At 69.5% G+C, this 26,404-nt stretch carries 24 protein-coding genes; 12 read left to right on the top strand and 12 right to left on the bottom strand.

What is annotated here, in order from left to right; translation table 11 throughout:
• Nucleotides 1-22: 22 nt before the first annotated feature.
• Nucleotides 23-646: a PadR family transcriptional regulator gene (locus ABMQ42_RS02405; RefSeq protein ID WP_349721133.1), complete on the bottom strand. Its 624-nt coding sequence runs from the start codon at nt 644-646 to the stop codon at nt 23-25.
• Nucleotides 647-763: 117 nt separating this feature from the next.
• Between ABMQ42_RS02405 and ABMQ42_RS02400 the strand changes: the two genes are divergently transcribed.
• Complete coding sequence (locus ABMQ42_RS02400; RefSeq protein ID WP_349721131.1) at nt 764-1,663, top strand: phosphoribosylaminoimidazolesuccinocarboxamide synthase; 900 nt, start codon at nt 764-766, stop codon at nt 1,661-1,663.
• A gap of 6 nt (nt 1,664-1,669) precedes the next feature.
• On the opposite strand, the gene ABMQ42_RS02395 is transcribed toward ABMQ42_RS02400, so the two are convergent.
• Together ABMQ42_RS02395 and ABMQ42_RS02390 are read right to left on the bottom strand one after the other, a co-directional pair.
• Nucleotides 1,670-3,265 (bottom strand): ABC transporter permease, encoded by a 1,596-nt coding sequence (locus ABMQ42_RS02395; RefSeq protein ID WP_349721130.1) that lies wholly within the window; start codon nt 3,263-3,265, stop codon nt 1,670-1,672.
• Nucleotides 3,262-4,242 carry an ABC transporter ATP-binding protein gene (locus ABMQ42_RS02390; RefSeq protein WP_349721129.1) on the bottom strand — a complete coding sequence of 327 codons (981 nt, stop codon included), beginning with the start codon at nt 4,240-4,242 and terminating at the stop codon, nt 3,262-3,264. Before ABMQ42_RS02390 ends, ABMQ42_RS02395 begins: the two co-directional genes overlap by 4 nt.
• A gap of 102 nt (nt 4,243-4,344) precedes the next feature.
• Here ABMQ42_RS02390 and ABMQ42_RS02385 point away from each other — a divergent pair, with 102 nt between their 5' ends.
• The 3 genes from ABMQ42_RS02385 to ABMQ42_RS02375 all read left to right on the top strand — a co-directional run bounded on the left by ABMQ42_RS02385 (nt 4,345) and on the right by ABMQ42_RS02375 (nt 7,756).
• Nucleotides 4,345-4,959: a TetR/AcrR family transcriptional regulator gene (locus tag ABMQ42_RS02385; RefSeq protein ID WP_349721128.1), complete on the top strand. Its 615-nt coding sequence runs from the start codon at nt 4,345-4,347 to the stop codon at nt 4,957-4,959.
• 194 nt (nt 4,960-5,153) lie between these two features.
• Nucleotides 5,154-6,974, top strand: a complete 1,821-nt coding sequence (locus ABMQ42_RS02380) for a ribonucleoside triphosphate reductase (protein WP_349721127.1) — start codon at nt 5,154-5,156, stop codon at nt 6,972-6,974.
• Nucleotides 6,971-7,756, top strand: a complete 786-nt coding sequence (locus ABMQ42_RS02375) for an anaerobic ribonucleoside-triphosphate reductase activating protein (protein ID WP_349721125.1) — start codon at nt 6,971-6,973, stop codon at nt 7,754-7,756. Before ABMQ42_RS02380 ends, ABMQ42_RS02375 begins: the two co-directional genes overlap by 4 nt.
• 49 nt (nt 7,757-7,805) lie before the next feature.
• Here the strand turns inward: ABMQ42_RS02375 and ABMQ42_RS02370 are convergent, their stop codons facing one another.
• Entirely contained in the window at nt 7,806-8,045 is a 240-nt protein-coding gene (locus ABMQ42_RS02370) for a DUF2249 domain-containing protein (RefSeq protein WP_349721123.1), read from the bottom strand.
• A 186-nt stretch (nt 8,046-8,231) separates the two neighbouring features.
• Here ABMQ42_RS02370 and ABMQ42_RS02365 point away from each other — a divergent pair, with 186 nt between their 5' ends.
• Nucleotides 8,232-9,587 carry a uracil-xanthine permease family protein gene (locus ABMQ42_RS02365; protein WP_349721121.1) on the top strand — a complete coding sequence of 452 codons (1,356 nt, stop codon included), beginning with the start codon at nt 8,232-8,234 and terminating at the stop codon, nt 9,585-9,587.
• A gap of 302 nt (nt 9,588-9,889) precedes the next feature.
• On the opposite strand, the gene hpaD is transcribed toward ABMQ42_RS02365, so the two are convergent.
• Nucleotides 9,890-10,885: a 3,4-dihydroxyphenylacetate 2,3-dioxygenase gene (gene hpaD, locus ABMQ42_RS02360; protein ID WP_349721119.1), complete on the bottom strand. Its 996-nt coding sequence runs from the start codon at nt 10,883-10,885 to the stop codon at nt 9,890-9,892.
• A gap of 121 nt (nt 10,886-11,006) precedes the next feature.
• Here hpaD and ABMQ42_RS02355 point away from each other — a divergent pair, with 121 nt between their 5' ends.
• Both ABMQ42_RS02355 and ABMQ42_RS02350 read left to right on the top strand, forming a co-directional pair.
• Nucleotides 11,007-11,948: a LysR family transcriptional regulator gene (locus ABMQ42_RS02355; RefSeq protein WP_349721117.1), complete on the top strand. Its 942-nt coding sequence runs from the start codon at nt 11,007-11,009 to the stop codon at nt 11,946-11,948.
• 34 nt (nt 11,949-11,982) lie between these two features.
• Nucleotides 11,983-12,642 carry a GntR family transcriptional regulator gene (locus ABMQ42_RS02350; RefSeq protein ID WP_349721116.1) on the top strand — a complete coding sequence of 220 codons (660 nt, stop codon included), beginning with the start codon at nt 11,983-11,985 and terminating at the stop codon, nt 12,640-12,642.
• Between the two features lie 339 nt (nt 12,643-12,981).
• Here ABMQ42_RS02350 and ABMQ42_RS02345 read toward each other — a convergent pair whose 3' ends face one another.
• The 6 genes from ABMQ42_RS02345 to ABMQ42_RS02320 form a co-directional block, all read right to left on the bottom strand.
• Complete coding sequence (locus ABMQ42_RS02345; RefSeq protein WP_349721114.1) at nt 12,982-14,157, bottom strand: sugar ABC transporter substrate-binding protein; 1,176 nt, start codon at nt 14,155-14,157, stop codon at nt 12,982-12,984.
• Between the two features lie 107 nt (nt 14,158-14,264).
• The gene (locus ABMQ42_RS02340; RefSeq protein ID WP_349721112.1) at nt 14,265-15,575 is read right to left on the bottom strand and encodes a DUF3500 domain-containing protein; all 1,311 of its coding nucleotides are present in this window, start codon (nt 15,573-15,575) and stop codon (nt 14,265-14,267) included.
• Between the two features lie 2 nt (nt 15,576-15,577).
• Nucleotides 15,578-16,624, bottom strand: a complete 1,047-nt coding sequence (locus ABMQ42_RS02335; protein WP_349721111.1) for an amidohydrolase family protein — start codon at nt 16,622-16,624, stop codon at nt 15,578-15,580.
• A gap of 30 nt (nt 16,625-16,654) precedes the next feature.
• On the bottom strand, nt 16,655-18,253 hold the full coding sequence (locus ABMQ42_RS02330) for a sugar ABC transporter ATP-binding protein (protein ID WP_349721110.1): 1,599 nt from the start codon (nt 18,251-18,253) through the stop codon (nt 16,655-16,657).
• A complete protein-coding gene (locus tag ABMQ42_RS02325) occupies nt 18,250-19,413 on the bottom strand; it encodes a sugar ABC transporter substrate-binding protein (protein WP_349721109.1) in 1,164 nt (387 codons plus the stop codon). Before ABMQ42_RS02325 ends, ABMQ42_RS02330 begins: the two co-directional genes overlap by 4 nt.
• Before the next feature lie 48 nt (nt 19,414-19,461).
• Nucleotides 19,462-20,505 carry an ABC transporter permease gene (locus ABMQ42_RS02320; protein ID WP_349721108.1) on the bottom strand — a complete coding sequence of 348 codons (1,044 nt, stop codon included), beginning with the start codon at nt 20,503-20,505 and terminating at the stop codon, nt 19,462-19,464.
• Nucleotides 20,506-20,795: 290 nt separating this feature from the next.
• On the opposite strand from ABMQ42_RS02320, the gene ABMQ42_RS02315 reads away from it, so the two are divergent.
• Genes ABMQ42_RS02315 through ABMQ42_RS02295 form a run of 5 tightly spaced genes read left to right on the top strand, consistent with a single transcriptional unit; the run spans nt 20,796 to nt 24,577 of the window.
• The gene (locus ABMQ42_RS02315; protein WP_349721106.1) at nt 20,796-21,536 is read left to right on the top strand and encodes a dienelactone hydrolase family protein; all 741 of its coding nucleotides are present in this window, start codon (nt 20,796-20,798) and stop codon (nt 21,534-21,536) included.
• A gap of 41 nt (nt 21,537-21,577) precedes the next feature.
• Complete coding sequence (locus ABMQ42_RS02310; RefSeq protein ID WP_349721105.1) at nt 21,578-22,876, top strand: FAD-dependent monooxygenase; 1,299 nt, start codon at nt 21,578-21,580, stop codon at nt 22,874-22,876.
• Nucleotides 22,873-23,328, top strand: a complete 456-nt coding sequence (locus ABMQ42_RS02305; RefSeq protein WP_349721104.1) for a YybH family protein — start codon at nt 22,873-22,875, stop codon at nt 23,326-23,328. Before ABMQ42_RS02310 ends, ABMQ42_RS02305 begins: the two co-directional genes overlap by 4 nt.
• On the top strand, nt 23,325-24,182 hold the full coding sequence (locus ABMQ42_RS02300) for a fumarylacetoacetate hydrolase family protein (protein ID WP_349721103.1): 858 nt from the start codon (nt 23,325-23,327) through the stop codon (nt 24,180-24,182). Before ABMQ42_RS02305 ends, ABMQ42_RS02300 begins: the two co-directional genes overlap by 4 nt.
• A gap of 5 nt (nt 24,183-24,187) precedes the next feature.
• A complete protein-coding gene (locus ABMQ42_RS02295; protein WP_349721102.1) occupies nt 24,188-24,577 on the top strand; it encodes a RidA family protein in 390 nt (129 codons plus the stop codon).
• Nucleotides 24,578-24,588: 11 nt separating this feature from the next.
• Here ABMQ42_RS02295 and ABMQ42_RS02290 read toward each other — a convergent pair whose 3' ends face one another.
• Nucleotides 24,589-26,331, bottom strand: a complete 1,743-nt coding sequence (locus tag ABMQ42_RS02290) for an FAD-dependent monooxygenase (protein ID WP_349721101.1) — start codon at nt 26,329-26,331, stop codon at nt 24,589-24,591.
• Between the last annotated feature and the right edge of the window lie 73 nt (nt 26,332-26,404).

Raw genomic sequence — 26,404 nt, 5'->3', positions numbered from 1 at the left:
TGCGCCGCGGAAGTGGTTTCGGTCACTGTTGAGCTGCCTTTCGCATGGCGTCACGGGCTTCGATGTTCTCGGGAGTGAGTCCCTCGTCGCCCCAGGGATAGTCCTCGCGCTCCAGACGCGCGAGAAGGGAGTCCGTCCAATCGATGTCGGCACGCAACAGGGCGATGTGCCGATCGAGTTCGACGATGTACTGATCGGAGACGCCGCGTTCGTGTGCAGAGTGCAACCCCGCCTCGACCACCGTGTATTCCACGGCGAGCGCCTCGCGTCGCATCGACAGGAGAGCCGCGACCTCGGCGCGGGGCAGATTGTGCGCCTCGGCGAGCGCTACGCGGAAGTTCTGCACACCATCGCCGGCCAGATGCTCGCGCACCCAGTGCTCGATCGCCGGCTGACCTGCCTCGGTGAGTGTGTACGTCGTGCGCTCGGGGCGGTTGCCGTCGCGGTCGACGCCCGCCTCGGCCAGGAGCCCCTGCTGCTCGAGCCGGGCGACCGTGTGATAGAACGTGCCGTTCGTGATCTTGACCATGCGGTCTTCGCGCCGGTGCCGCAGCAGCCGGATCATCTCGTAGGGATGCATGTCGCCTTCGCGCAGCAGCGCGAGCACCATCACGCCGAGGGGCGTGAGCGCAGCATCCTTCGTCATGATCACTCCATATCGATTAGTCCACATGGACTATACACCTACGGAAGGTCGCCGCGCGAACGGAAGGCGTGCCGAAACGCCCCGGGCACACGCGCACACCCGTGGGAGGATGAACACGTGAGCACCCCTCAACAACTCGCCGGCTGGACGCACATCTACTCCGGAAAGGTGCGCGACCTGTACGTGCCCGCCGGGACCCCCGAGGGCGCGAAGCCCGCGCGACTGCTGGTCGTGGCCAGCGATCGGGTGAGCTCTTTCGATTTCATGCTCGAGCCGCCGATCCCCGGCAAGGGCGAGCTGCTCACGACCCTGAGCCTGTGGTGGTTCGACCGGCTCGCGGGCTCCGACGGCGGAGAGCCGATCGCCAACCACCTCATCGCCGGCGCCGAGGCCCCGGCCGAGGTCGCGGCGCGCGCCATGATCGTGCAGGCGCTCGACATGCTGCCGATCGAGTGCGTGGTGCGCGGCTATCTCACCGGCTCGGGCTGGAGCGAATACCAGGCGAGCCAGACTGTCTGCGGCATCCATCTTCCCGACGGCCTGCAGAACGGCGACCGGCTGCCCGCCCCGATCTTCACCCCCGCTTACAAGGCGCCGCAGGGCGAGCACGACGAGAACATCTCGTTCGAGCGCGCCGTTGAGCTCGTCGGCGCCGAGCACGCCGAGAAGGCACGGTCCCTCTCGCTCGACATCTACAATCGCGCGGCGGCCACGGCGGAAGAGCGCGGGCTGATCCTCGCGGACACGAAGTTCGAGTTCGGGGTGGATGCCGCGGGCACGATGACGCTCGCCGACGAGGTGCTCACCGCGGATTCGTCACGGTACTGGGATGCCGAGGCCTGGCGCACCGGCACGACCCCGGCCGAGCGCATGGCGAGCTTCGACAAGCAGATCGTGCGCGACTGGCTCACCGCGAACTGGCCCGGCAAGCAGGGCGAGCCGCCGGTGCTGCCCGACGAGATCGTCGAGCGCACCGCCGCGCGCTACCGCGAGCTCATCGAGCGCCTGACGGCGTAGGCACCATCACGAGACCGCGAGGTCGCGGCGCCGGAACCCGGCGAAGCCGACCACGAGGAAGAGCAGGGTCACCAGGCTGATCCAGACCAGGCCCATCCAGTCCGGCGACGCGTCGGTGACGTTCGGCACATGCCAGAACGGGCTGATCGCGAGGATCCAGTCCCAGAGCTTGAACGTCGGGCCGAGGATCGTCAGCACGAACGACGCCAGCACGCCCAGCCACGCGGCGAGCACCACCTGCGGGCGCGCGCCGATCACGAACACCGAGAATGCGACGACCGTCCAGACCGCGGGCACCGTGGCCACCGCCTGCAGGATGACGTCACCGAAGTGCACGCCGATGTCTGCGGTGCTCGCCAGCGTCGCGATCAGCAGCCCCGCGAGCAGCACGTACACGGCGGGCGCGAGCAGCGCGATGACGACGTTGCTGCCGTAGTAGCGGGCCCGCGGCACGCTGCCGGCCAGCACCGGCTCGACCCGGTCGGCGAGCTCTTCGGCGCGCACCTTGAGCATGATCTGGATGCCGGGGATCGCGGCGACGATGCCGACCAGCGACAGGATCGTGACCACGAACGCCGAGATCAGCTCGTCCGACGACGCGGCACCGGCCGCGAGCACCTGCTGCACCGCGGGGTTGTCTTCGAGGAGGCCCTTGATCGAGGTCGTGAAGTAGCCGAACACGAACCCGAGACCGAGGAAGGCGATCGCCCAGGTGATCGCCGGCGCCCGGTTCACACGCAGCGCGAGCCGCCAGGTCGAGCGGTCCCTGCCGCGCGCGGGGCCCGGGCGGGGTGCCAGCGCACCGCCCCCGAAGTCACGGCGCGCCTGCAGCACGAAGGCGACCGCGAGCAGCACGGCGGTCAACGCGACGGCGAGCAGCAGCGGCCACCAGTCGTCCTCGATCGCCGGTTTGGTCTGCGTCATCCATCCCAGCGGGTTGATCCAGATCGTCCACTCCGGCGCCTCCATCGCGTAGGCGACCCCGCGGAGCACGAACAGCACGCCGAGGGTGCCGACGGCCAGCGAGTTGGCGGTGCGCGCCTCCGAGCCGAGCTGCGCCGTGATCGCGGCGACGCCGGTGAACATCCACCCGGTCGCGGCCATCGTCGCTCCGAGCAGCATCGAGGCGTTCCATGCGCCGCCGCACAGGGCCGTCGCGACGCCGACGACCACGCCGAGCACGAGCGAGAGCACCAGGCACATCCACACCCCGGCCATGAGCCGGGCCGCCCGCCCCATCACCCCGGAGGCGAGCAGCTCGGCCTGGCCGGAATCCTCCTGCGCACGCGTCGCGCGCGTGACCGCGAAGATCACGCCGAGCGCTGTGAGAAAGCCGCCGAGCGCGAGCGAGCGCCACGCGTTGAACCCGTCGGTCGTCGAGATGTCGAACGCCGGACCGAAGATGAGGCCGAGCGCCGGGTTCGCGCCGATCGTCGCCGCCAGCGCGGCGCGCTCCTGCTCGTCGGGGAAGATCCACGGGTACACCAGCACCGACGAGACCGACAGGGCGGTCGCGATGAGGATCCACGGCGCGAAGAGGCGCCCGTCATGCCGCAGCGACGCCCGCAGCAGCGGCGGTGTGCCGGCGATGGCCGTGCTCATCGCGCGGCCTCGTCGCCTGCGGCCTGCCGCGCGGCCCGGCGTGTGGCCGGGTGGTCCGCCGGGTCGTCGGGGGTGGAGTCGGATGCCGCGGCCTCGGTCGGCTCGTACAGCCGCAGGAACAGCGACTCGAGCGAGGGCGGCTCGACGGTCAACGAGGTGATCCCCTGCGGGGCGAGCGCGCTCATCGCCTCGCCGATGCGCGACGACTCGACGGTGGCCCAGAGTTTGTCGCCGTCGACGTGCACGTCGTGCAGGGTCGCGAGCACCTCATCAGGGAGGGGATGCCGCAGCCCGGCGTGGATGGTCGTGCGCGTCTGCCCGCGCAGCTCAGCCAGGGTGCCGGTCTCGACGATGCGTCCGTCGCGGATGATCGAGAGCCGGTCGGCGAGCGACTCCACCTCGGCGAGGATGTGGCTCGACAGCAGCACGCTGGCTCCGCGCTCCTTCGCCTCGCCGATGACCTCTTGGAACACGTTCTCCATCAGCGGGTCGAGGCCGCTCGTCGGCTCGTCGAGGATCAACAGCTCGACGTCGGACGCCAGCGCCGCCACGATCGCCACCTTCTGCCGGTTGCCCTTGGAGTACTGGCGCCCGCGCTTGGTCGGGTCGAGCTCGAAGCGCTCGACGAGGTCCTTGCGCCGGGCCTCGTCGAGGCCGCCGCGCAGCGAACCGAGCAGGTCGATGGCCTCGCCGCCGGTCATGCCGGGCCACAGCGAGACATCGCCGGGCACGTACGCCAGTCGGCGATGCAGCGAGACGACGTCCTTCCACGGGTCGCCGCCGAGCACCCGGGCGGTGCCGCCGTCGGCGCGCAGCAGCCCGAGCAGCACGCGGATGGTCGTCGACTTGCCCGCGCCGTTCGGGCCGAGGAAACCGTGCACCTCGCCCTTCTGGACGCTCAGGTCGAGTCCGCGCAGTGCGGGGAAGCGTCCGAACGACTTCGTGAGGCCAGAGACCTCGATCACCGCGTCGACCATGGCGGCCCTCTCCTCCTGCCGCGCGTCGGGCGGCCTGCGGTCAGCATATCCAGAACTCCCCAACCGGGGAAATCCCCATGCGTGGAGTTATAAGATGAGGACATGGTCGACGCGCAGCATCCCCCCGCTCGTCGTCGACCGTCGGGCCGCAGAGCCGGTGACAGCGGCACCCGTGACGCGATCCTGGACGCCGCCCGCGACCTTTTCGCCGACAAGGGATACGACGGTGCATCGATGCGCGCGATCGCGGCGCGGGCCGGGGTCGACCCGGCGCTGGTGCGCCACTTCTTCACCGACAAGCAGACGCTCTTCGCCGCCACGATGGCCGACCGCACGGCGATCCCGCAGCGTCTGGCGGCCGCGTTCGCCGGTCCCCCCGAAGAACGGGGCCGCCGCCTGACCGCGGCCTATTTCGGGCTCTGGGAAGACGACGAGATGCGCCCCATCCTGCTCGGGCTCGTGCGCTCGGCGATGACGAGCGGCCACGGCGTCATGATGCTTATCGAAGCCCTCACCGCACGCGCGCGACAGGACGCGCCGGTTCCGCTCATCGACAGTCCCGCCGCCCGCGGCTTCTCGCTCGCGGCATCCCACCTGTTCGGAACCTCGGTCGCACGGCACGTGCTGAAGGTGCCGATGCTGGCCGCACTCCCATTCGACGAGCTCGTCGACCTGGTGGCGCCCACGATCGAGGGCTACCTGGCCGAGAGCGCCTGACTCCTACACCCATCCGCGCAAAACCGCGGGAGCCGCAGGCGTGTCTGAACACCTCGGCAATTGCACCGGAGTTCGCCGCGACTCCGCTTGTCGACCACGACATATAGTGGCCGCATCCCCAACAACTCCCACATATAGTGGTCACGCGTTCCGGTGGTCGAAAGGGCGCACAGACACGCAACACGGGAGCAACCATGCACGCACCGGACACCGTCACCGTCTCATCGACCGTCGAGGAGTACCTCGATCGCTCCGACTGGCGGGTGAACGCCAACGCCAACCAGGGATACTCGCTGGGCGGCCTCATCCTGAACGCCTCGGGCAAGCTCATCGCCAACTACTGGCTGAACGAGGTGTACGCGCCCGAGGCGGGAAAGGCGCATCGCGCCGGCGACATCCACATCCACGACCTCGACGTGTTCGCCGGGTACTGCGCGGGCTGGTCGCTGCGCATGCTGCTCGAAGAGGGCTTCAACGGCGCCCCCGGCAAGATCGCCTCGGCTCCGCCGAAGCACCTGACCAGCGCCCTCGGGCAGATGGTGAACTTCCTCGGCACGCTGCAGAACGAATGGGCCGGCGCCCAGGCGTTCAGCTCGTTCGACACCTACCTCGCGCCCTTCGTGCGCCTCGACGGCCTCGACTACGACGCCGTGCTGCAGACGATGCAGGAGTTCGTCTACAACCTCAACGTGCCCTCGCGCTGGGGCACGCAGACGCCGTTCACCAATCTCACGTTCGACTGGACCGTGCCCGACGACCTGGCCGAGCAGCATCCCCTCATCGGCGGCGTCGTGCAGCCGTTCAGCTACGGCGAGCTGACCGACGAGATGGGGGTGATCAACCGCGCGTTCATCGAGGTGATGAGCGGAGGGGATGCCGCGGGCCGCGCCTTCACCTTCCCGATCCCGACGTACAACATCACCCGCGGCTTCGACTGGGACGGCCCGAACGTCGAAGCACTCTTCGCGATGACGGCGAAGTACGGGCTGCCGTACTTCCAGAACTTCGTGAACTCCGACCTCGACCCGCACATGATCCGCTCGATGTGCTGCCGGCTGCAGCTCGACGTCACCGAGCTGCTCAAGCGCGGCAACGGCCTGTTCGGCTCGGCCGAGCAGACCGGGTCGCTGGGGGTCGTGACCGTGAACTGCGCGCGCCTCGGCTTCGAGCATGCGGGAGACGAGGATGCCGTCATCGACCGCCTCGACGAACTGCTCGAGATCGCCCGCGACACGCTCGAGATCAAGCGCGCGGTCATCGACGGGCACATCGCCGGCGGGCTGTTCCCCTACACGAAGCGGTACCTGGGGAGCCTGGCGAACCACTTCTCGACGATCGGCGTGAACGGACTCAACGAGTACGTGCGCAACTTCACGGGCGACAGCGACGACATCACGACCGAGCGCGGGCGCGCGCTCGTGCTGCGACTGCTCGACCACGTGCGCGCGCGGATGGTCGACTTCCAGACCTCCACCGGCAACATGTACAACCTCGAGGCGAGCCCCGCCGAGGGTGCGACGTACCGCTTCGCCAAGGAGGACATCGCCCGCTTCCCGGGGATCATCCACGCCGGTACCGACGCGAACCCGTACTACACGAACAGCTCGCAGCTGCCGGTCGGATGGACCGACGACCCGTTCGAGGCGCTCGAGCAGCAGGAGGAGCTGCAGGCGAAGTACACGGGCGGCACCGTGCTGCACCTCTACATGGGCGAGGCGCTGGTCTCGCCGACGGCGTGCAAGAACCTCGTGCGCCGGTCGCTCGAGCGCTTCCGCCTGCCGTACATCACGGTCACCCCGACGTTCTCGATCTGCCCCGCGCACGGGTACGTCTCGGGCCACCACGAGCAGTGCCCCGAGTGCGGCGCCGGCTGCGAGGTGTGGACGCGGGTGATGGGCTACTTCCGCCCGATCTCGTCGTTCAACATCGGCAAGAAGGGCGAGGCCGCCGAGCGGCTGTACTTCTCGCAGGAGGTCGCCGGTCCCGAGGCCGCGCTGGCGGGAGCGCCGGCGTGAGCGAGAACGTCGGGGGCGGGCGTGCGGGCGCGGCGCGGGATGCCGCACCCGCGGCCGGGCCCGTCACGCCCCGCCGCCTGCGCGTGGCGGGCATGACCCGGCTCTCGTCGGTGGACTGGCCCGAGCACCTCGTGGCCACCGTCTTCCTGCAGGGCTGCCCGTGGGACTGCTTCTACTGCCACAACCCGGCGCTCATCGACCCGCGCGCACCGGGGCGGATCGCCTGGTCCGAGGTCGTCTCGTTCCTGGAACGACGGCGCGGGATGCTGGACGGCGTCGTCTTCTCGGGCGGCGAGCCGACCCTGCACGCGGCGCTCGAAGACGCCGTCGACGAGGTCCGGGCCCTCGGGTTCGGGGTGGGGCTGCATACCTCGGGCGCATACCCGCGGCGGCTGGAACGTCTGCTGCCCCGCCTCGACTGGGTGGGTCTCGACATCAAGGCGACCGACGCCGGCTACGACCACGTCGTGGGCCGGGGAGGCGGAGCCGACCGCGCCTGGCGGGCTCTCGAGCTGGTCCTGCACGAGCACGCGCGACGCGCCGGCTCGCGGCATCCACTCGACTACGAAGTGCGCACGACGGTGCACTCCGACGCGATCGACGAGGCCGGGCTCTGCACGCTCGCCGACCGGCTGGCCGGCGCCGGAGTGGGCACGTGGGCGCTGCAGCGATTCCGCACGACGGGAACGAGAGACGGGATGCCGCGGGTCGACGGCCCCAGCCGCTCGGTCGACCTCGGAGTCGTCGACCCGGAGAGGTTCGAGCGGGTGATCATCCGCTGACGAGACCGCCCCCGCCGCGCGTAGACCACCCGCGCGGCGGGGGTCTTCGTCAGTGGGACTCGGGGCGTCCGATCTCGACGCGCCACGTCGTCGGGCCCTCTTCGAGGTACTGCCACGTGAACTGGCCCTCATGCTCGGCCGCGAACTGGTAGTACAGCGGCTTCGGGTCGTGGTCGTTCACCAGGATGTAGGCCTGCCCCGGCTCGAGGGCGTTGTACTTCTCGAAGATGATCACGTGCCGCTGGGCCGGGATCAGTTCGCGGACATCAAGGATTTCGGACTCGCTCATGGAGCTCCCTTCTGGATACAGATTCGACGCTAGACCCGCCCGGAGGGGGGTGGCTCCGTTCCGGCCGGATCAATGCCGGACGGCGGTGCAGGGCCCGATTCCCGCCGCATCTCCCGCTCACAGGGCTCTCCCAGGTAAAGTTCTGGAGGCGGCATCCACCCCCGCCCCCTCACCCCTGGAGACCGCATGCCCCTCTGGACCCTGCACGGCAACGGCCGCACCGTCGAACCCGGAAAGGTGGTGCACCCGAGCGAACGGCTCAGCTGGGGCGCCACGATCGCCATCGGCGCGCAGCACGTCGTCGCGATGTTCGGCGCGACGTTCCTCGTGCCGATCCTCACCGGATTCCCCGTCTCGACGACCCTGCTGTTCTCAGGCCTCGGAACGCTGCTGTTCCTGGTCATCACCCGCAACAAGCTGCCCAGCTACCTCGGCTCGTCGTTCGCGTTCATCGCGCCGATCACGGCGCTTAACGCCGGCAAGGCGCTCGAGACGCCGCTGCAGATCACGCAGGCGCTGCTCGGCATCGTCGCCGCGGGCGTGCTGCTCGCGATCGTCGGCTTCATCGTGCAGAAGGCCGGCGTGCGCTGGATCGACAAGCTCATGCCGCCGGTGGTCGCAGGATCGATCGTCGCGCTCATCGGCTTCAACCTGGCGCCCGCCGCGTGGAACAACTTCAACCAGCAGCCGGAGCTGGCCACAGTGACGCTCGTGGCCGTCATCCTGTTCAGCGTGCTGTTCCGCGGGTTCCTCGGCCGCATCTCGATCTTCCTCGGCGTGGTGGTCGGCTACATCGTGGCGGCTCTCACCAACCAGGTGTCGTTCGACGCGGTGGCCAAGGCCGCCTGGATCGGCCTGCCGCAGTTCCACCTCGCGGGTATCGGCGACGGTCTCGCCTGGGCGGCCGTGCCGATGTTCCTGCCGGTCGTGCTCGTGCTCATCGCCGAGAACGTCGGGCACGTGCGCGGCGTCGCGACCATGACCGAAGACCCCTCGATCAACAAGCACACCGGCAGGGCGCTGATCGCCGACGGCGTCTCGACGACCCTCGCCGGCGCGTTCGGCGGATCGGGCACGACGACCTACGGCGAGAACATCGGCGTCATGGCCGCGACCCGCGTCTACTCGACGGCCGCGTACTGGGTGGCCGGCCTCGTGGCGATCCTGCTCGCGTTCTCGCCGAAGATCGGCGCGCTGTTCAACACCATCCCGCCGGGGGTGCTCGGCGGCGTGACCACCGCGCTGTACGGCCTCATCGGCGTGATCGGCATCAAGATCTGGGTCGACAACCGCGTGGACTTCTCGCGCCCGGTCAACCAGTACACGGTGGCCGTGTCGTTCGTGATCGCGATCGCCGGCTTCGCGATGGGCTGGGGCAACTTCCAGCTCGGCGCGATCGTCATCGGGACGGTCGCGGCACTGGTGATCTACCACCTCGGCAACTTCATCGCCCGCGTGCGCAAGACCGGCGCGGACGACGGCGGACCGATCCCCGCGGTCGGCCAGCTGGGCGGCGATCCGCTCGACGCCGAGGCGCGGTAGCGCGCGGGGCCCGCGAGGGCCCGACGCGGGCGGGCGCGGCCGCGGCCGGGCCGCGGCATCCCACCTTCAGCAGTCAGTTCTTTCCGCTCTATGCCGCCCGCGGCTGCAGAAGTTGACTGTTGAACGGGTGACGCGACTTTTCAGCAGTCAGCTTCTGCAGTGACTCCACGCTCTCCCTTGCAGAAGCCGACTGCTGAAGTGGATGCCGCGGGCCGCGGCACGCACGCCGGGCCCCGGTGGCCACCGACCCCCGGTCGCCGCCGACCGCCGGCGCGCACGGCCCGCGGCATCCGCTCTTCAGCTCAGTGCACGCCGAGGAAGTCCTCGAGCGTGGCGGGCGTCGCGGTCAGCAGCGGCTCGTGCACCTGCTCGCCAGGGAATTCGCTCGCCTCGAAGAACCAGCGGCGCGACGCCGGCATGCCCCACAGCTGGGCGCGGCGGCGGTTGCTGACGTCCCAGCGGATGGGCTCTTCCTCGAGGTCGATGAACTGGTAGTGCGTCGTGAACAGCTCGATGCGGTGCTGGTCGGGGTCGCGCAGATACAGGAACACCGCGTTGCTGATGCCGTGACGGCCCGGGCCCCGGTCGATCTCCTCGCCGAAGCCGGTCGCGCCCGCGACGTCGGCCGCGCGCATGAGTGACGAGACATCGGGCACCGTGTAGGCGAAGTGGTGCAGGCGCGGTCCGCGGCCGTTGGTGAAGACGAGGTCATGGGTGTTGCCCTTGACCTCCATCCACGTGCCCCACAGCTCGTCGGTGTCGTCCTTGGCCGTGTACTCGCTCATGCGCATGCCCAGCCCCGACCAGAAGTCGGTCGCCGCCTGCACGTCGTAGGTCACGCACTGGTAGTGGTCGAGGCGCTGCGGGGCACCTGCGACGAACTCGTCGAAGTTCTGCATCTTGCGCTCGACGAGCGACATCGAGCTGGTGAGCTCCATGTGGGTGCCCACCGGGTCGCGGAAGCGCAGCGTCGGTCCCTGATGCGGCACCTCGACGCGCTCGTGCTCGATGCCGTTGGCGGCGAAGTACTTCTCGGCGGCGACGATGTCGTCATCGGTGCGCACGCGCAGCCCGATCTGCAGCGCCTGCGCGACATCGCCCTTCTCGAGCACCAGGCTGTGGTGCGCCGACTCTTCGAGCCCGCGCATGTAGACGACGTCGTCGCCCTCTTCGGTGACGACGAGGCCCACGGTGTCGCGGTAGAAGTCGCGGCTCGCATCGAGGTCGGTCACGGCGAGGCGCACATGGCTCGCGCGCGTGAGCGTGAACGGGGGGTTCTGGTTCCAGGTGGGCAGCATCGCCATCTCCTTCGGGTCGGTGCTTCAATGCTCGGGCGCTCGGCGCCGCGACAGAAGCCCCCTCTTGACTCTGGTCGTCATAGCCTCGCCCTATACCAGTGCCGTCGATATCATCAGGATCATGGAACTGCGCCACCTCCGCTACTTCAGCGCCGTGGTCGAAGCGGGCTCGTTCTCGGCCGCCGCCGAGGCGCTGCACATGGCGCAGCCCTCACTGAGCGTCGCGATCGGCAAGCTCGAGGCCTCCGTCGGCGTCGCGCTGCTCGTGCGATCGCCGCGCGGCGTCGAGCCCACGAGTGCGGGGAGATACCTGCTGGATGCCGCGGCCGGCCTGATCGGCGAGGCCGACGAGATCGTCGAGACCCTGGGCCGATTCGGCGCCGGCACGACCGGGCGCCTCTCGCTCGCCGTGGTGCCCACGCTGCTGTGGCACCGGCTCCCCCACCTGCTGCGTGCGTTCGCCGACGCCGCGCCCGACGTCGAAGTGCGCCTCACCGACCCGCCGCCGTGGACGGCCATCGACCTGCTCAGCCGCCGGACCGTCGACGTCGCGATGATCATGGTCGCCGACGGGCCGCGCTTCGCGGCGCGCCACCGCGGCCAGTTCGACATCGTCGACGCCGGCGACGTGCCGCTCGTGGCGGCGCTCCCGCCCGACCAGAGCGACGCGCCCGACCCGCTGCCGCTGCCGACGTTCGAAGGGCGCACCCTGGTGCTGCCGCAGCGCACCGCCGCCGTGCCAAGCCTGCCCGAGGCCGTCGACGACGCGCTGCGCGCGCACCACGTGACCCCGGCGTCCGTGCACACGGCCGAGACGATCCAGACCAGCATCCCGTTCATCGAAGCCGGCACAGCCTGGGGGGTCCTCCCCGATCCCGACCGGGCGAGCCTGCGCCGCTTCGATCTCGTCGTGCGCGAGCTCGCGCCCGCGCCGCGTCCGCTGCGCGCGCTCGTGCTCATGCGACCGGGGGCGGCGCAGCATCCCGTCATCGCCCGCCTGCTCGCGTGCCTGGCGGACGCGCCCGCGAAGCCCCCGGGTTCGCCGGGTGATCCTGTACGATGACGTGTACGAAAATTCGACTCGGCGGAGAATGCACGTGGCTGCTGCGAGCAAGGCGGAACAGGCCTACCTGACCCTCAAAGAGCGCATCATGGACGGCACGTTCGGCCCCGGCCGGCGTCTCGTGATCGACCAGCTCGGGCGCGAGTTCAACATCAGTTCGGTGCCCTGGCGCGAGTCGTTGCGCCGTCTCGAGGCCGAGGGCTGGGTCGAGATCATCCCCAACGTCGGTGCGATCGTCAAGACGTTCGACACCGACGCGTGGAAGCACACGATGCTGCTGCTCGCTCGCATCGAGGGCTACGCGACCGCCCTGTCGAGCGAGCACCTCACCGCCGACGACATCACCCACGCCCGCAGCCTCAACAAGGAGATGGGCGACGCCCTCGCGAACTTCGACACCGGCCGCTTCGGGCAGTTGAACCGCGAGTTCCACGAGCTGCTGTGCTCGCGCTGCGCCGACGCGCGGCTCAACGACATGGTGATCTCGGAGTGGGCGCGCGCCGAGGTCATCCGGCGCTCGGCGTTCTGGTACGCCCCGGGCCGCGCGCTCGCGTCGCTGACCGAGCACGAGTCGCTCATCGACCTGATCGAGGGCGGCGCCGACCCGGAGATGATCGAGACCGCGGCGCGCCGCCACGAGATCAAGACGGTGGATGCCGTGCTCAAGTACGACGCGGAGCGCGACGGGCACTGAGGTCGAGGCATCGGATGACCGGTGTCTCCGCCGGGTGGCCGTCCCCTTCCCCCCCCCGTCTCGCTGCGCTCGCTCGGGGACCTGTCGGGCCCTCCGCACGGTTCAGCAGGCGATTTCTGCAGCCTAAGCTCGGCGACGGTTGCCGATAGTGACTGCCCAACACGCTAAGACGGGTCCCTGAGCGAGGGCAAAGCCCGAGGCGAAGGGCCGGCGCCGAATCAAGGGATTCTCCGCGAGACCGACGGCGACGCCCTGGGTATCGCGGGGAAGCCCCGGTCTCGCTGAAAGAGGGGGCGGGCCGGGGCGCACAGCCCCGACCCGCTCCTCAGACGCGATCGCCTACTGCATGCCCCAGAGCTTCTGGAAGTCGCTCGTGTAGGTCGTGGGCGCGAACCACTCGCCGCTGACCTCGGCGTCGCTCGTGAGCGTCAGGCTGCCCGCGGACTCGGGGGTGAACAGTCGCGACGGGATCTCGTAGTCGGGCACCGTCTGCCCCGCGTGCAGGCGCAGGATCGCGTCGAGGTCGACCCAGCCCTGGTAGCCCGCGGCCTGCGCTGTGGCGGCGGCGAGCGTCGCGCCGCCCTTGAGCTCCTTGAGCGTCGACAGGGCCGACGCACCGGTGGTCATCGTGACCTTCGCGCTGGCCTGCTGCACGCCCTGCTGCGTCGGCTGCAGGAACTCGGCGAACTCCGAGATCACGTAGTCGATGTCGGGGTTCTTCAGCAGGGCCGAGCTCGTCGACGACGGGATCTGCTGGAACGATGCCGACGAGATCTTGTTGACCGTGACGGTGCAGCCGGGGCACACCTTCTTGAACTCCGCGATGCCGGCGTCGACGTACGCGATCTGCGACTCGCCGTCGGTGGCCTCGTTGATGAGGACGTTGGCCTTGCCGTCGGAGTCGAGCGCGATCCAGTCGGCGAGCGCCACCATCTGCGGCGAGCCGGCCGTGCCGGCGTACGCGAACGTCGCCGAGACGGGATGCCGGTCGCTGGGCAGCTGGTTGGAGAGCACGACCGGCACACCCGCCTTCTGCGCGGCGTCGATCGCGTTGGCCGCCATGTCGTAGGCGAGGCCGTCGAGGACGATGCCGGCGGCCTTCGCGTGCTGCGCCTGCGTGACGCACGCCGAGATCGCGGTCGGCGTGCCCTCGCCGTCGCACAGCTGCACCTTGAGCCCCGCGGCCTTCGCCGCGGCGGTGAGCCCCTGCTGCGTCACCGCGAACTGCGGCGCCCGTGAGGTGATCGGGATGTAGTAGACCGTGCCTCCGGCAAGGTCCGCCACGCCGTCGACCGAATCGGTCGGCACCGGGAAGGCATCGAGCTCCTTCTCGAGCGACGCCACGGTCTGCGACAGCGCGGAGTCGGTCGAACCGCCCGACGACGCCGTGGCCTTGCCCGCGTCGTCACCGCCGCTGCTGCTGGAACTGCACGCGGCCAGGCCCGCGGTCAGCGCGGCCCCGACGGCGAGAACGGCGAGCGCCCGGCTGCGGGCTGCTCGGAATGGGTACGACATGTGATTCTCCTTCTTGACTGCTTTGGCAAGGGATGGGGGATGCTGCGCGAGACGCGCGGCCGCCGCTTCGGGTCCGGCGGCCGCCCGTCACGCGAGTCGGGGCCGGCTCAGGGCCGGTGGCGGTCCTGCCACTGCGCGAGATACGCCTTCGCGTAGTCGTTTCCGTTGGGCAGACGCAGCGTGGTGTGCACGTGGAACCGTGCGGGCAGCCGGTTGTTCAGCCAGACGCCGGCGTGGTGGTCCATCTCGGCGATGACGACCGGGCTCTGGACGCGCAGGTAGAACGGCTGCGAACCGTCGGTCGCGCCGTACCAGCTCACCCAGGTCTCCATGAGGTGCGCGCCGATCAGCTGCATCGTCAGCGCACGCTGGTGGTCGGGCAGCAGGAGCAGGAAGTCGTCGACGATCTCGTGCAGCAGCTTGCGCTGCGCGTCGTCGAAGTCCCGCACGCACACGCCCTCGTACGGCACGACGCGGTTGTCGCGGAAGGCCCCGGCGACATGTCGCTCGTCGGCCGGGTGCACCCGGCCGTCGGGCATCTCGGGGTCGAGCACCGAACGATAGACGACCGCCTTCGCCCGCTGCGCGTCGGTGAACGACTGCCCCAGGCGGATCGCCAGCGCCTCGCGCGCGGCGAACAGGGGTGCGCGCTCGTCCGACAGCGCGGGCTCCGCACCCAGGAACACGGGAGCCACGACCTGACGGCCGCCCACGACGACGACGTTGAGCGCGACATGGTGCCCGAACAGCTGCCAGCCCCAGGGCTCGGTGCTCGACGGCGTGCCGAACAGCGAGAACCAGTAGCTGCGGTCGTTCATGATCTGCGGCAGATCGACGAGGTCGCCGAGGTACCCGTTCAGCTCCATCGCTTCGACGACCCGCTCGTATCCGGCGGGGCTGAGGGATGCCGCGACCAGCGCGAGCGCCGCGCCCGCGGCATCCTCCCCCAGTTCTTCGAGACGGACGCCGACGCGGTGGATCACGAACTCGGGGTTGCTCCACGCACGCCACTCGGGCGCGTCGACCGGGTGGTTCACCGCGGTGCGCTGCTCGGGGGTGAGCGCGGCCAGGAACCGGAACGCCGCGGTGACCATGCCCTCGTCGTTCGGCTCGGTCTTCGCCGGGAGGGGGTACAGCCCCTCCTTCACCACACCGTCGTTGGTGATCCCGCGGAACGGCTCGTCGTACAGCGCCTGCCATGAGTTCAGCAGGTCCTGCACGAACGACGGGCTCTTCTTCTCATCGGCGAACTGCTCGTAGTCCATGCCGCGGTACTTCGCGATCGAGGGCTCGTCATGCGGGTAGATGAACTCGCGGTAGCTGTCGGAGGTGAGGAGGATGTCCTCCCCGCGTGCGGTGATGCGCGCGGTGGAGAACGATCCGTCGATGTCGTGATCGGTCAGGTCGGTCATCGTCATGGTCAGATCGGCAGGTTGAACAGGCGCTTGGCGTTGCCCGAGAGCACCGCCTCACGGTCGGCGTCGCTGACTTCGATCTCGTTCTGCAGGAAGTCGACGCCCTGGCTCATCCAGCTGTAGAACACGGGGAACGACGAGCCGAACATGTAGTGGTCGGCGCCGTTGATCTCGAGCGCCGCTTCGACCTGCGTCTTGCCCCACGAGTGCGGATGGGTCATGTCGAAGAAGATGTTGTTCTCGAGGTAGCTCTTGATCTTCTCGCCGCTGGTCGAGTCCAGGCGCGTGAGCGACTCCTTCTTCGTCGAGGCGTGCGGGGTCAGCAGCTCGGTGCTGGCGAACCAGTTGCCGCCCATCATCGTGTGGATCATCTTCAGGCCCGGCATGCGGTCGAACATGCCGCTGAACAGCTCGCGGCCCACGGCGATGCCCTGGTCGATGACCCGGCCGTACTCGCGGCGCAGGTTCGTGTAGTCGATGACCGAGTGCCACTCGACCGGCAGCGGCGTGTGATGCGCGATGACCGGGATGTTCAGCTTCTCGATCTCGCGGAAGTACGGCTCGAACACCGGGTCGTCGAGGTAGAGCTGCCCGTAGTGGCACGCCAGCTGCACGCCGACGGCGCCCAGGTCGATGCAGCGCTTGAGCTCGTCGATGTTCTCCTTGCCGCCCCACGGCGGCACCGCCGCGGTGAAGAAGAGCCGGCCGTTCGAGCGCTTCACGATGTCGGCGGCGTTGTCGTTGACGGCCTTGCAGGTCTCGAGGTCCAGCCACTCCTGCCAGACCGGCACGCGCATGATGCCGTAGTCGACGCCGGCGTCGTCCATGACGGCGAGCTTCGCCTCGGCCGAGTAGTCGCCCTCGACGTAGTTGAGGTTCTGGTGCCCGGCGGGCTTCTCGAGCACGAGGTGCTTCTTGCCCTGCTCGGTCTCGGTCACATAGGCGATCTCGCCGAACCCGCGCGGCGCGGAGTTCAGGAAGCCGTTCAGGATCTTCTCGTTGGTGAAAAGGTCCTCGGGGAGGTGGTGGATGTTGATGTCGACGACGGTCATGGATGCCGCTCCTCGTTCTCTTCTGTTCTGTCAGTTCTTCTCGGCGGCGCGGGTGCGCAGTCGGCCGCGCCCCTGCTGGGTGTAGATCGAGCGCACGATGCTCTCGGGGCTGAGGTCGTCGCGCAGCTCGCGGGCGACCTTGCCGTCTTCGAACACGAGCACGCGATCGCACAGCAGCGACAGCTCGTTCTCGTCGCCGCCGGCGACGATGACGGCACGGCCGGATGCCGCGGCCGCCCGGACTGCCGCGACGATCGTCTGGCGTGCACCGACGTCGACGGCCTGGGTCGGCTCGTGCAGCAGCAGCAGCTCGGGGTCCATCGCCAGCCACTTGGCCAGCAGCACCTTCTGCTGGTTGCCGCCGGAGAGGTTGCCCACGATGGCCTTCGGGTCGGGCGGGCGCACGTCGAGGCGGTCGATCCAGTCGGCGACCTGTGCGCGCTCACCGCTGCGCGAGAACGGCTTCAGCTGCGCGCGCGAGCGGCTCGTCTGCGGGAAGACGGTGTTCTCCTCCACTGACATCCCCATCGCCAGACCCGCGTGCTCGCGCCCCTCGGGCACCAGCACGACACCCGCGGCGATCGCGTCGGCCGGGGTCAGCCTGCCGAGCCCCAGCTCGCGCTCGGCGAGCCCGAGCGTGCCGCCGTCGGGCGGGGTGACGCCGCTGAGCAGATACGGCACGTCGTCGTAGCCCGAGCCGGCGATGCCGGTCAGGCCCAGCACCTCGCCGGGGCGCACGTCGAGCGACGCGTCGACCACATCGGCGCCGTGGAGGCCGGTGACCGTCAGAGGGCGGGCCGCGGCATCCACCGTCGACGAATGCCCGCGCACCTCCTGCTTCAGCGTCTTGCCCAGCATGAGCTCGGCCAGCTTCGCCTCGTCGAGGCCCTCGACCGGATGCCCCATCTCGACGATCCGGCCGTCGCGCAGCACCGTGACCCGGTCGGCCGCGTCGACGATCTCCTCGAGGCGGTGGGTGATCAGCAGCACCGAGGTGCCGGTCGAGACGATGTCGTCGAGGATGCGGAAGAAGTGCTCGAGCGACGGGCGGCCCAGCGCACGGGTCGACTCGTCGAAGATGATGAGCCCGCGGCCCGGGGTCGCATCCTGCAGCGCCCGCGCGATCGCCACGGTGGCGCGCTGCTCTTCACGCAGCGTGCCGACCTTGGCATCGAGCGGGATGTCGCGACCCAGGCGCTCGAACACAGCCTCGGCCTCGGCGCGCTCGTGGGTCCAGTCGATGCGCCGCAGGAAGCGGCTGGCACGGTGCCGGCCGATGCGCAGGTTCTCGAGGACCGTGTCGTCATCGAACAGGCCGAGGCTCTGGTGCACGACGGCGACGCCGCGCTCGCGGGCCTCGAGCGGCTGCACGGGCAGCTTCAGCTCGGCCCCGTCGACGCTCACCCGGGTGCCCGCGTCGGGGTGGTAGAGCCCCGTCAGCACCTTCGCGAGCGTCGACTTGCCCGAGCCGTTCTGCCCGACGAGGCCGTGGATCTCGCCCGGCTGCACCTCGATGGCGACGTCGCGCAGCACGCGGTTGTCGCCGAAGGTCATCCAGAGGTTCTGCACGTCGAGCCGGGGCGAGGTCGAAGCCCCGCCCTGGCTCGTCGCGGTGGCGAGATCCGTCACGCCAGACCCCACAGCTTCTTGAACTGGTCGGTGAAGTCGGCCGGGCCGAACCACTCGCCCGAGGCCTGGGCGGCGTCGGTCAGCTGCACGTCCGACATGGTGTCCTTCGTGAACAGGCGGATCGGGATGGTGTACTCGGGCACCTCCTGGCCGGCGATCAGCCGCAGCGTGGCGTCGACGTACATCCAGCCGACGAAGGCCGAGGCCTGCGCGGTGGCGGCGCCGATCGTGCCCGCGGCGACGGACTTGATGTCGTTCAGGGTCGCAGAGCCCGTCACGACGGTGAGACGACCGCTCGCACCCGCGTTCTGCACGCCTGCCTGGCTCGCCTGCAGGAACTGCGAGAACTCGACCATCAGGTAGTCGGTGTCGGAGTTCTTCAGCAGCGCCGAGCTGGTCGAGCTGGGCACCTGCGAGAAGTTGGCCGACGAGATCTCGTTGGTGGCCACGGTGCAGCCCGGGCACTCGTCTTTGAAGACCGACAGCGCGTCTTCGACGTACTGGATCTGCGAGTGGCCGTCGGTCGTCTCGTTGATCAGGACATTGGCCTTGCCGTCGGAGTCGGCGATGATCCAGCGTGCCAGCGCCTGCTGCTGCGCCGACCCGCTGACCGCGGTGTAGGTGAACGTGGCCGTGGTGGGGTGGCGGTCGTCGGCGACCTGGTTGCCGATCACGACGGGGATGCCGGCCTTCTGCGCCGCGGCGATCGAGTTGGCGGCCATGTCGTAGGGCACCGCGTCGAGGATGATGCCCGTCGCCTTCGCGTTCGTGGCGTTGTCGATGCACGAGCTGACCTCGGTGGGCGTGCCCTTGCCGTCGCAGACCTGCACCTTCATGCCGAGGGCGTCCGCCGCGGCCTTGACGCCCGCCTGGTCGACCGCGAACTCGGGCGACTGCGAGGTGATCGGGATGTAGTACAGCGTGCCGCCGGCCAGGTCGGTCGCACCGGTCACGGGCTCGGTGGGCACCGGGTATGCGTCGAGAGGCTTCTGCAGAGCGGCCAGCGCCGACGAAGCGGTGTTCTCGGCCGACGCGGCCGGTGACGAGGCGGCCTTGTCGTCGCTCGTCGAGCTGCACGCGGCGAGACTCAGCGCGACGGTGGCGACCGCCGCACCGGCGGTCACGGCGCGCATGAGACGCATGCGGGGGGAAGAGGTCATCGGTTCACTCCTTCGTGGGTGGTGCTGTGATGCAGGTGCGCGCCCGGGTCAGCGCGACTTCTTGTTGAGGATGGTGGACAGAGTCACGGCGATCACCAGCACGCCGCCGTAGAACACGCTCGAGACCCACGAGGTGGCGCCCAGCAGCTGGAGACCCAGGACGCCGGTGGCCAGGAAGTAGATCGCGATGAGCGTGCCGATCGGGTTGAAGCGGCCGGGGAAGAGCACCGCGGTGCCCAGGAACGTGGCCGCGAACATCGGCAGCAGGTACGCCTGCGAGCTGGCCGGGTCGAAGCCCCCGGTGCCGGCTGCCGAGATCACGCCGCCGATGCCGGCGATGAGGCCCGCGAAGATGAAGGCGCCCATGCGCACGCGGGTGACACGCACACCGGCAAGGCGGCTGACCTCGCGGTTCTCACCGACGAAGCGCATGTTGCGGCCGAGCGGGGTGAACGCGAGCACGTACGCGAAGCCGAGCATGAGCACGAGCCCGATGTAGAAGCTCAGCGGCAGCCCGAGGATCTCGAACAGCGCGATCTGCGCGAATTCCGACGGCAGGCCGCTGACCGGCATGAGGTTGCTCAGCCACAGGCCGATGCCCAGCAGGAAGGTGCCCATGCCGAGGGTGACCACGATCGTGTTGACGCCGACCTTCACGATGAGCAGGGCGTTGACCAGCCCAACGACGGTCGTGGCGGCGATGGCGATGACCGCGGCGACCCACACGTTGACGCCGTGGTTGACGTTGAGCACCGTCACCAGGGTGGCCGCCAGGCCGAAGTTCGATGCGACGGACATGTCGACGAACTCGCCGACGATGATCGTGCACAGCAGCGATGCGGTGAGGAAGACCAGCGACTGCTGGCTGCCGAAGATCGTGCGGAACGCGCCCGCGGTCAGGAAGGTGTCGGGCACCAGGATCGCGTAGAGGATCACGAAGAGGATCCACACGCCGATCACCGAGAAGCGCGCCGAGCCCCAGCCGAGGGCATGCCGGAAGCGCTCGCCGACCGTCCTGCGCTCGTGCAGGACGAGACCGGTGTACGGGTCTGGTGAGGTCGTTCCGGTCTCCGGAAGACGGGTATTGGTCATCGAGCTCTTCCCCCAACGTCGGGTACGGGCACCGCTACGGCGCGGTCATCGAGGATCGTGTGCGAAATCCTATGCAACTTTGTCGACCAAAGGTAGCCCCGATTGGGGCCCCTTCGCAAAGCTGAAGCTTGAATGCCTGATCAGATGTATAAAAATTCCTGCAATCACGACCCATCCATTCTTACGCATGTTTTGCCAGGAAATCAATCGCGCTTGAAATCGTGTGCGATCTGCCATACGCTCACACCACACTTCCCGCCCGACAGCTGAGAACCCGTGCAAGGGAGCACATGAACGACCTGGTGACCATCGACGTCGAGTACCACTGCGACGGCGAGCGCATGGTGGGCTGCTTCTGCGCACCCGCCGGCGCCGCCTCCGCACCCGGTCTCACGCTCGTGCACGATGCTTTCGGTCTCACGGCCGACGTCGTCCGCGAGGCGCAGGACTGGGCCGCCCGCGGCTATGCGGTGTTCGCCGCCGACATGTGGGGCGACCGCGCGACCCCGCAGAGCCAGGACGAGATCGGCCCGCTCATCGGCGGTACGGTCGCCGATAGGGGGCGGTGGATGCGGCGCATCGGCGCCGCCCACGACCTGCTGCGCGCCCGCCCCGAGGTCGACGCCGCGCGCACCGGCCTGATCGGATACTGCTTCGGCGGCTCGACCGCACTGGAATACCTGCGGACCGGAGGCGCGGCGACCACCGCGATCAGCATCCACGGCGGGCTCGACCTGCTCGCATTCGACTGGGCTGCCGCTGCCGACGACCTGCACGTACTGGTCTGCACGGGCGCCGACGATCCGATGGCCACCGCCGAGCAACGCGCGGCCCTGCAGGGCGGGATGTCGTCGGCCGGGGTCGACTGGCAGGTCGACCTGTACAGCGATACGAAGCACGCGTTCACGAGCCCGCACGCCGATCCTCCCAACCCGTTCGCGGCGTACAACCCGCGCAGCGCCGCCCGAGCCCGGGCATCCACTCTCCGCTTCCTCGACGAGGTGCTGCCCGTCAGCGTTCCCGTCGCGTGAGCGTCACCGACCTTCCCTCTCCAGAACAGAACAGGAACACCATGCTCGACATCGCCATCATCGGCGCCGGCCCGGCGGGACTTGCGGCCGCCCTCCGCCTGCACCAGAAGGGCTTCAGCCCGCGCATCTACGAGACCGTCCCCGAGCTGAAGCCCCTCGGCGTCGGCCTCGACGTCAAGACCTACGCGGCCGAGGAGTTCGACCAGCTGGGCCTGCTCGACGAGTTCCGGTCGATCTCGGTCGAGGCGCGCGAGTCGATCTTCTACAACAAGTACGGCCAGGAGATCTACGCCGAGCTGTGCGGCAAGGCCGCCGGCTACGAGTACGAGCAGCGCTTCGTGCACCGCGGCATCCTGCAGATGCTGCTGTACCGCACCGTGATCGAGCGGCTCGGCGACGACGCCGTGGTGCAGGGCGCGCGCCTGACCTCGTATGACCAGGACGCCGACAAGGTCACGCTGCACCTGCAGCACGCCGACGGCCGCACCGAAGACGTCACCGCCGACGTGCTCGTCGCCGCCGACGGCATCAAGTCGGTCGTGCGCCGGCAGATGCACCCCGAGAGCGCCGAGCCGGTGTACTCGGGCATCACGATGTGGCGCGGCACCACGCTCATGGAGCCCTTCCGCGACGGACACACCATTCTGCACATCGGCGCGCCCGACATCTCGAGCATGATCGTCTACCCGATCGCCGACGACTTCGAGGGATCGGGCAAGTCCCTGGTCAACTGGGTCGTCGAGGCCACCCGCGACGAGTCGATCGAGGACTGGAACCAGCTCGGCTCGATCGACGAGGTCATGCACTACTACGACCAGTGCAAGATCCCCTTCCTGGACGTGCAGCAGATGCTGCGCGACAACCGCGAGGTCTACCTCTTCCCGCTCATCCGGCACGACCCGCTCGACAGCTGGACCGACGGCCGCGTCGTGCTCATCGGCGACGCCGCGCACGCGATGTATCCGCGCGGCGGCAACGGCGCCTGCCAGTCGATCGTCGACGGCAACACACTGGCGACCAAGCTCGCCGAGATCGCCGACCCGGCCGAGGCTCTCAAGGCCTTCGAGGGCGAGCGCCTGAAGATGGTCAACGCCATCGTCATGTCGCACCGCGGCGAGGGCTACGAGGTCATCCGCCGCATGGTCGAGGAGCGCACCGAGGGACAGCCGTTCGACGACATCGAGAAGGTGCTGCCGCTCGAAGAGGCCAACGCGATCTTCAGCGGCTACCACGCGATGGTCGGCCAGAAGCGCATCGGCTTCGCGCAGGACGAGGCCACCGGCTTCCGCACCGACGACGCCCTCACCGGCGCGAAGGCCGGTGCCGAGGCCGCCCGATGACGGGGCTCGCACCGGCCGACGAGGCCACCCGCGCCGCGCTGCTCGCCGTCGAGGCCCGGCGACGCGAAGCGCTCATCGACGGCGATCTCGACGCGCTCGACGAGCTGTTCGAGGACTCCCTCGTGCACATCCACGCCCCCGGGCTCGTGCACGACAAGGCACATCTGCTCGAGCACGTCGCCGCACGTCGCGCCTATCTGGACATGTGGCGCGGCGAACTGAACATGCGCGTGTCGGGCGACATCGCCATCGTCACCGGCGAGCTGACCAACCGCATGCGCGCCCCGGGCGGCGGCGAGCGCACGCTCGCCGGCCCCGTCACCCAGGTGCTGCATCGCGGCGACGACGGGCAATGGCGGTACGTGAGCTTCCAGATGACGCCGCACGGCGAAGAGGTCTGGGGCAGGCTGCCCAGTGAGTCGCGGGACGCCGCGCAGCAGGAGTCCGCATGAAACTCGCACGCTTCAGCCCCGCCGCCGGCGGTGTCGTCCGCATCGGACGCGTCGAGGGCGACGAGATCGTCGAGCTGTCGGGCGTTCCCGGCGTCAGCACCTCGCTGCGCGCGCTGATCCCGCAGCTGCCCGAGCTGCGGGAGGCGCTGGAGGCGGCATCCGGCCCCCGTCACGCCCTGGCCGACGTGCACCTGCACGCGCCGATCGACGACCCGCAGAAGTATCTGGGCATCGGGATGAACTACAAGGAGCACGCCGCCGAGGCGGCGGCCGCCGGCATCCCGACCCCGACGAGCCAGCTGTGGTTCAACAAGCAGGTCTCGTGCATCACGGGCCCGACCGACGACATCGTCAAGCCCGCCATCTCGGACGAGCTCGACTACGAGATCGAGCTGGGCGTCGTGATCGGCGAGAAGTGCCGGCACGTGAGCGTCGAGGACGCGCGCTCGGTCATCGCCGGGTATCTGGTGACGAACGACGTGTCGGTGCGCGACTGGCTGCAGAAGCGCTCGCCCACGTTCACACTGGGCAAGTCGTTCGACACGCACGGGCCGATCGGGCCGTGGCTGACGACCGACGATGAGATCGCCGACCCGCTCGATCTGCACATGCAGCTGACGGTGAACGGCCAGGTGCGGCAGGACTTCGACACCAACGACATGATCTACGACATCTACGAGCAGATCGCGTATCTGACGCAGGTGATGACGCTCATGCCCGGTGACATCCTCGCCACCGGCACGCCCGCCGGCATCGGGGCGCCCACCGGCCGCTTCCTGAAGGTGGGCGATGTGGTGCGCGCCGAGATCTCCGGACTCGGGGCGATCGAGAACCGCGTGGTCGCGGAAGGATAAGAGGCATGGCCTCTCGTCAGAGCATCCACATCGACGGGTTCGCGCATGCGAACCCGGTGCCCGCGGCCAGCCGCATCGGTCCGTTCCTGTTCTCGGGCGTGCTCACCGGGCGCGATCCGCAGACCAAGGAGATGCCCGCCTCGCTCGATGCGCAGGTCGCGAACGCGTTCGCGCACGTGCGCGAGCTGATGGCCGCCGCGGGCGGATCGGTCGACGACGTCGCCAAGCTGACGGTGTGGCTGCGCGCCGAGGACTACCGCGATCGGGAGGCGCTGAACGCGCACTGGCAGGAGATGTTCCCGGATGCCGCGTCGCGGCCCGCCCGCCAGGTGATGGCGGCGACCTTCGACGGCGCGACCCGCATCCAGGTCGATCTGGTGGCGGTGCTGCCCTGACCCCTCCGGCCTCAGCGGGCGAGCACCTGCGCGAGCACCTCGCGCAGGGCCGCCCGCGGGTCCGTGTCGTCGCCCTCACCGCGCCACGCGATGTGCTGGTCGGGCCGCACCAGCAGGGCGCCCTGCTCGCCGAGCTGAAGGCGGGCTACGGCCTCACGGTACGGGTCGGCGACGTCGCCGCCGAAGCCCAGCCGCACGGCGACCACCGGCACGCCGAGCTCGGCGGCGACGGCGGCTGCGGCATCCACCCACTCCCCGCCACGCACTCCCGCGATCAGCGTGAACGACTCGGGCGAGACCAGGTCGAGGGTCGACACCGTGCGACCGCCCCGCTCGACCCAGGCGTGCGGCACCCGCGCGCCGGGGCGCGCCGACGGCTGGATGTACAGCTCGGGGTCGCGCGCGAAGTCGTCGTCCGTGCCGTCGGCGATGACCGCGCTCGAGGCGTAGCGCTGGTTCATCTCGACACCGTGCGCGGCGAAGATGTACGCCTTGCGCTCGAGCACATCGGCGACCTCGGCACGGCGCGCGGCACCCTCGTCGGTGAGCGCCGACAGCACGGCGAACTGCGCCCGGCGTTCGTCGGCCGGCATGCCCGGATGCACGTGCAGCGCCTGCAGCAGCTCGCGGCCCTGGTGCCAGCTCGCTATGGCACGATCGACGATCTGCGCGCCCACCGGCTGCCGTTCGGCACTGTAGGTGTCGAGCAGTCCGTCGCCGGCCAGCCCCTTGAGGACGAAAGCGAGCTTCCACGCCAGATTGAATCCGTCCTGGATGCAGGTGTTCGCGCCGAGTCCGTTCATGGGGGGATGCCGGTGCACGGCGTCGCCCGCGCACAGCACGCGCCCGACGCGGTAGTGGTCGGCGACGACGTGGTTGATGCGCCAGGGGAACAGCCCGGTGATCTGCACGTCGAGGTCGGCATCGCCCACCAGTGCCCGCACCTCGGCGATCGCCTCCTCGTCCGTCAGCGTCGCGTTGCGCTCGCCCAGGTGCACGAAGCCGGCCACCCAGTCGTGCCAGGGCTGCACCATGCGCAGCATGCCATGGCCGAGTTCGCCCTCGCGCTCGGGCTGGATGACCTCGAACAGCGAACCGGGACGATCCGCGACGTAGCGCGACAGGTCGGCGGTGAAGCGCACGTTCATGGCGTTGCCGACGCCCGCCTCGCCGCGCAGCGGCAGCCCGATGGCCTCGGCGACGCGGCTCTGCCCGCCGTCGGCGCCCACGACATACTTCGCGCGCAGGGTGAAGGCCCGGCCGTCGCGCTGGTCTTCGAGCGTGACGTCGACACCCTCGTCGTCTTGCGTCAGCCCGGTGAACTTCGTCTCGAAGCGCACGTGCACGCCGCGGCGCGCGGCCTCGCCGACGAGGATCGGCTCGAGGCGCTCCTGCGGGATGTCGCAGCCCAGCTCGGGGCTCGCGGTCAGGTACTCGCCGCGGCGGGCGGGGTCGCCGCCCCACGACCAGACGCGCCCGCACTCGGTGCCGTTCAGCGCCGTGCAGAGCACGTGGTTGGCCATCTGCGCGCCGGCCGTCGACGCCGCACGGACGGCGGGGCCGAGCCCCGCCGCGCGCATGACCTCCATGGTGCGCTGGTTGGTGATGTGGGCTCGCGGCGAGTCGGCGACCCAGCGGGAACGCGTCACCATCGTGACGTCGAGGCCGTGGCGCGCCAGCAGCAGCGCCGTCGTGGCACCGGCCGGGCCGCTGCCCACCACGAGCACATCGGTGGTCATCGGGGTCTCGTTCATCCGTGTTCTCCTCATCATCGCGCCGGGTCGGGGTCCCCTCCAGCTTCGCCGCACGCCGGGCGGCGTGCTTGCC

The sequence above is a fragment of the Microbacterium sp. KR10-403 genome (assembly GCF_040196215.1).
Classification (GTDB): domain Bacteria; phylum Actinomycetota; class Actinomycetes; order Actinomycetales; family Microbacteriaceae; genus Microbacterium.
Note: the sequence above shows the minus strand (reverse complement) of the source record. Positions and strands in the feature narration are given on the sequence as shown.

Bases quoted from the DNA above. Each gene is read 5' to 3' on its own strand.
- ABMQ42_RS02405 (WP_349721133.1), bottom strand. From the start codon at position 646: ATGACGAAGGATGCTGCGCTCACGCCCCTCGGCGTGATGGTGCTCGCG.
- ABMQ42_RS02395 (WP_349721130.1), bottom strand. From the start codon at position 3,265: ATGAGCACGGCCATCGCCGGCACACCGCCGCTGCTGCGGGCGTCGCTG.
- ABMQ42_RS02390 (WP_349721129.1), bottom strand. From the start codon at position 4,242: ATGGTCGACGCGGTGATCGAGGTCTCTGGCCTCACGAAGTCGTTCGGA.
- ABMQ42_RS02385 (WP_349721128.1), top strand. From the start codon at position 4,345: ATGGTCGACGCGCAGCATCCCCCCGCTCGTCGTCGACCGTCGGGCCGC.
- ABMQ42_RS02380 (WP_349721127.1), top strand. From the start codon at position 5,154: ATGCACGCACCGGACACCGTCACCGTCTCATCGACCGTCGAGGAGTAC.
- ABMQ42_RS02370 (WP_349721123.1), bottom strand. From the start codon at position 8,045: ATGAGCGAGTCCGAAATCCTTGATGTCCGCGAACTGATCCCGGCCCAG.
- ABMQ42_RS02365 (WP_349721121.1), top strand. From the start codon at position 8,232: ATGCCCCTCTGGACCCTGCACGGCAACGGCCGCACCGTCGAACCCGGA.
- hpaD (WP_349721119.1), bottom strand. From the start codon at position 10,885: ATGCTGCCCACCTGGAACCAGAACCCCCCGTTCACGCTCACGCGCGCG.
- ABMQ42_RS02355 (WP_349721117.1), top strand. From the start codon at position 11,007: ATGGAACTGCGCCACCTCCGCTACTTCAGCGCCGTGGTCGAAGCGGGC.
- ABMQ42_RS02345 (WP_349721114.1), bottom strand. From the start codon at position 14,157: ATGTCGTACCCATTCCGAGCAGCCCGCAGCCGGGCGCTCGCCGTTCTC.
- ABMQ42_RS02340 (WP_349721112.1), bottom strand. From the start codon at position 15,575: ATGACGATGACCGACCTGACCGATCACGACATCGACGGATCGTTCTCC.
- ABMQ42_RS02335 (WP_349721111.1), bottom strand. From the start codon at position 16,624: ATGACCGTCGTCGACATCAACATCCACCACCTCCCCGAGGACCTTTTC.
- ABMQ42_RS02325 (WP_349721109.1), bottom strand. From the start codon at position 19,413: ATGACCTCTTCCCCCCGCATGCGTCTCATGCGCGCCGTGACCGCCGGT.
- ABMQ42_RS02320 (WP_349721108.1), bottom strand. From the start codon at position 20,505: ATGACCAATACCCGTCTTCCGGAGACCGGAACGACCTCACCAGACCCG.
- ABMQ42_RS02315 (WP_349721106.1), top strand. From the start codon at position 20,796: ATGAACGACCTGGTGACCATCGACGTCGAGTACCACTGCGACGGCGAG.
- ABMQ42_RS02310 (WP_349721105.1), top strand. From the start codon at position 21,578: ATGCTCGACATCGCCATCATCGGCGCCGGCCCGGCGGGACTTGCGGCC.
- ABMQ42_RS02305 (WP_349721104.1), top strand. From the start codon at position 22,873: ATGACGGGGCTCGCACCGGCCGACGAGGCCACCCGCGCCGCGCTGCTC.
- ABMQ42_RS02300 (WP_349721103.1), top strand. From the start codon at position 23,325: ATGAAACTCGCACGCTTCAGCCCCGCCGCCGGCGGTGTCGTCCGCATC.
- ABMQ42_RS02295 (WP_349721102.1), top strand. From the start codon at position 24,188: ATGGCCTCTCGTCAGAGCATCCACATCGACGGGTTCGCGCATGCGAAC.
- ABMQ42_RS02290 (WP_349721101.1), bottom strand. From the start codon at position 26,331: ATGAACGAGACCCCGATGACCACCGATGTGCTCGTGGTGGGCAGCGGC.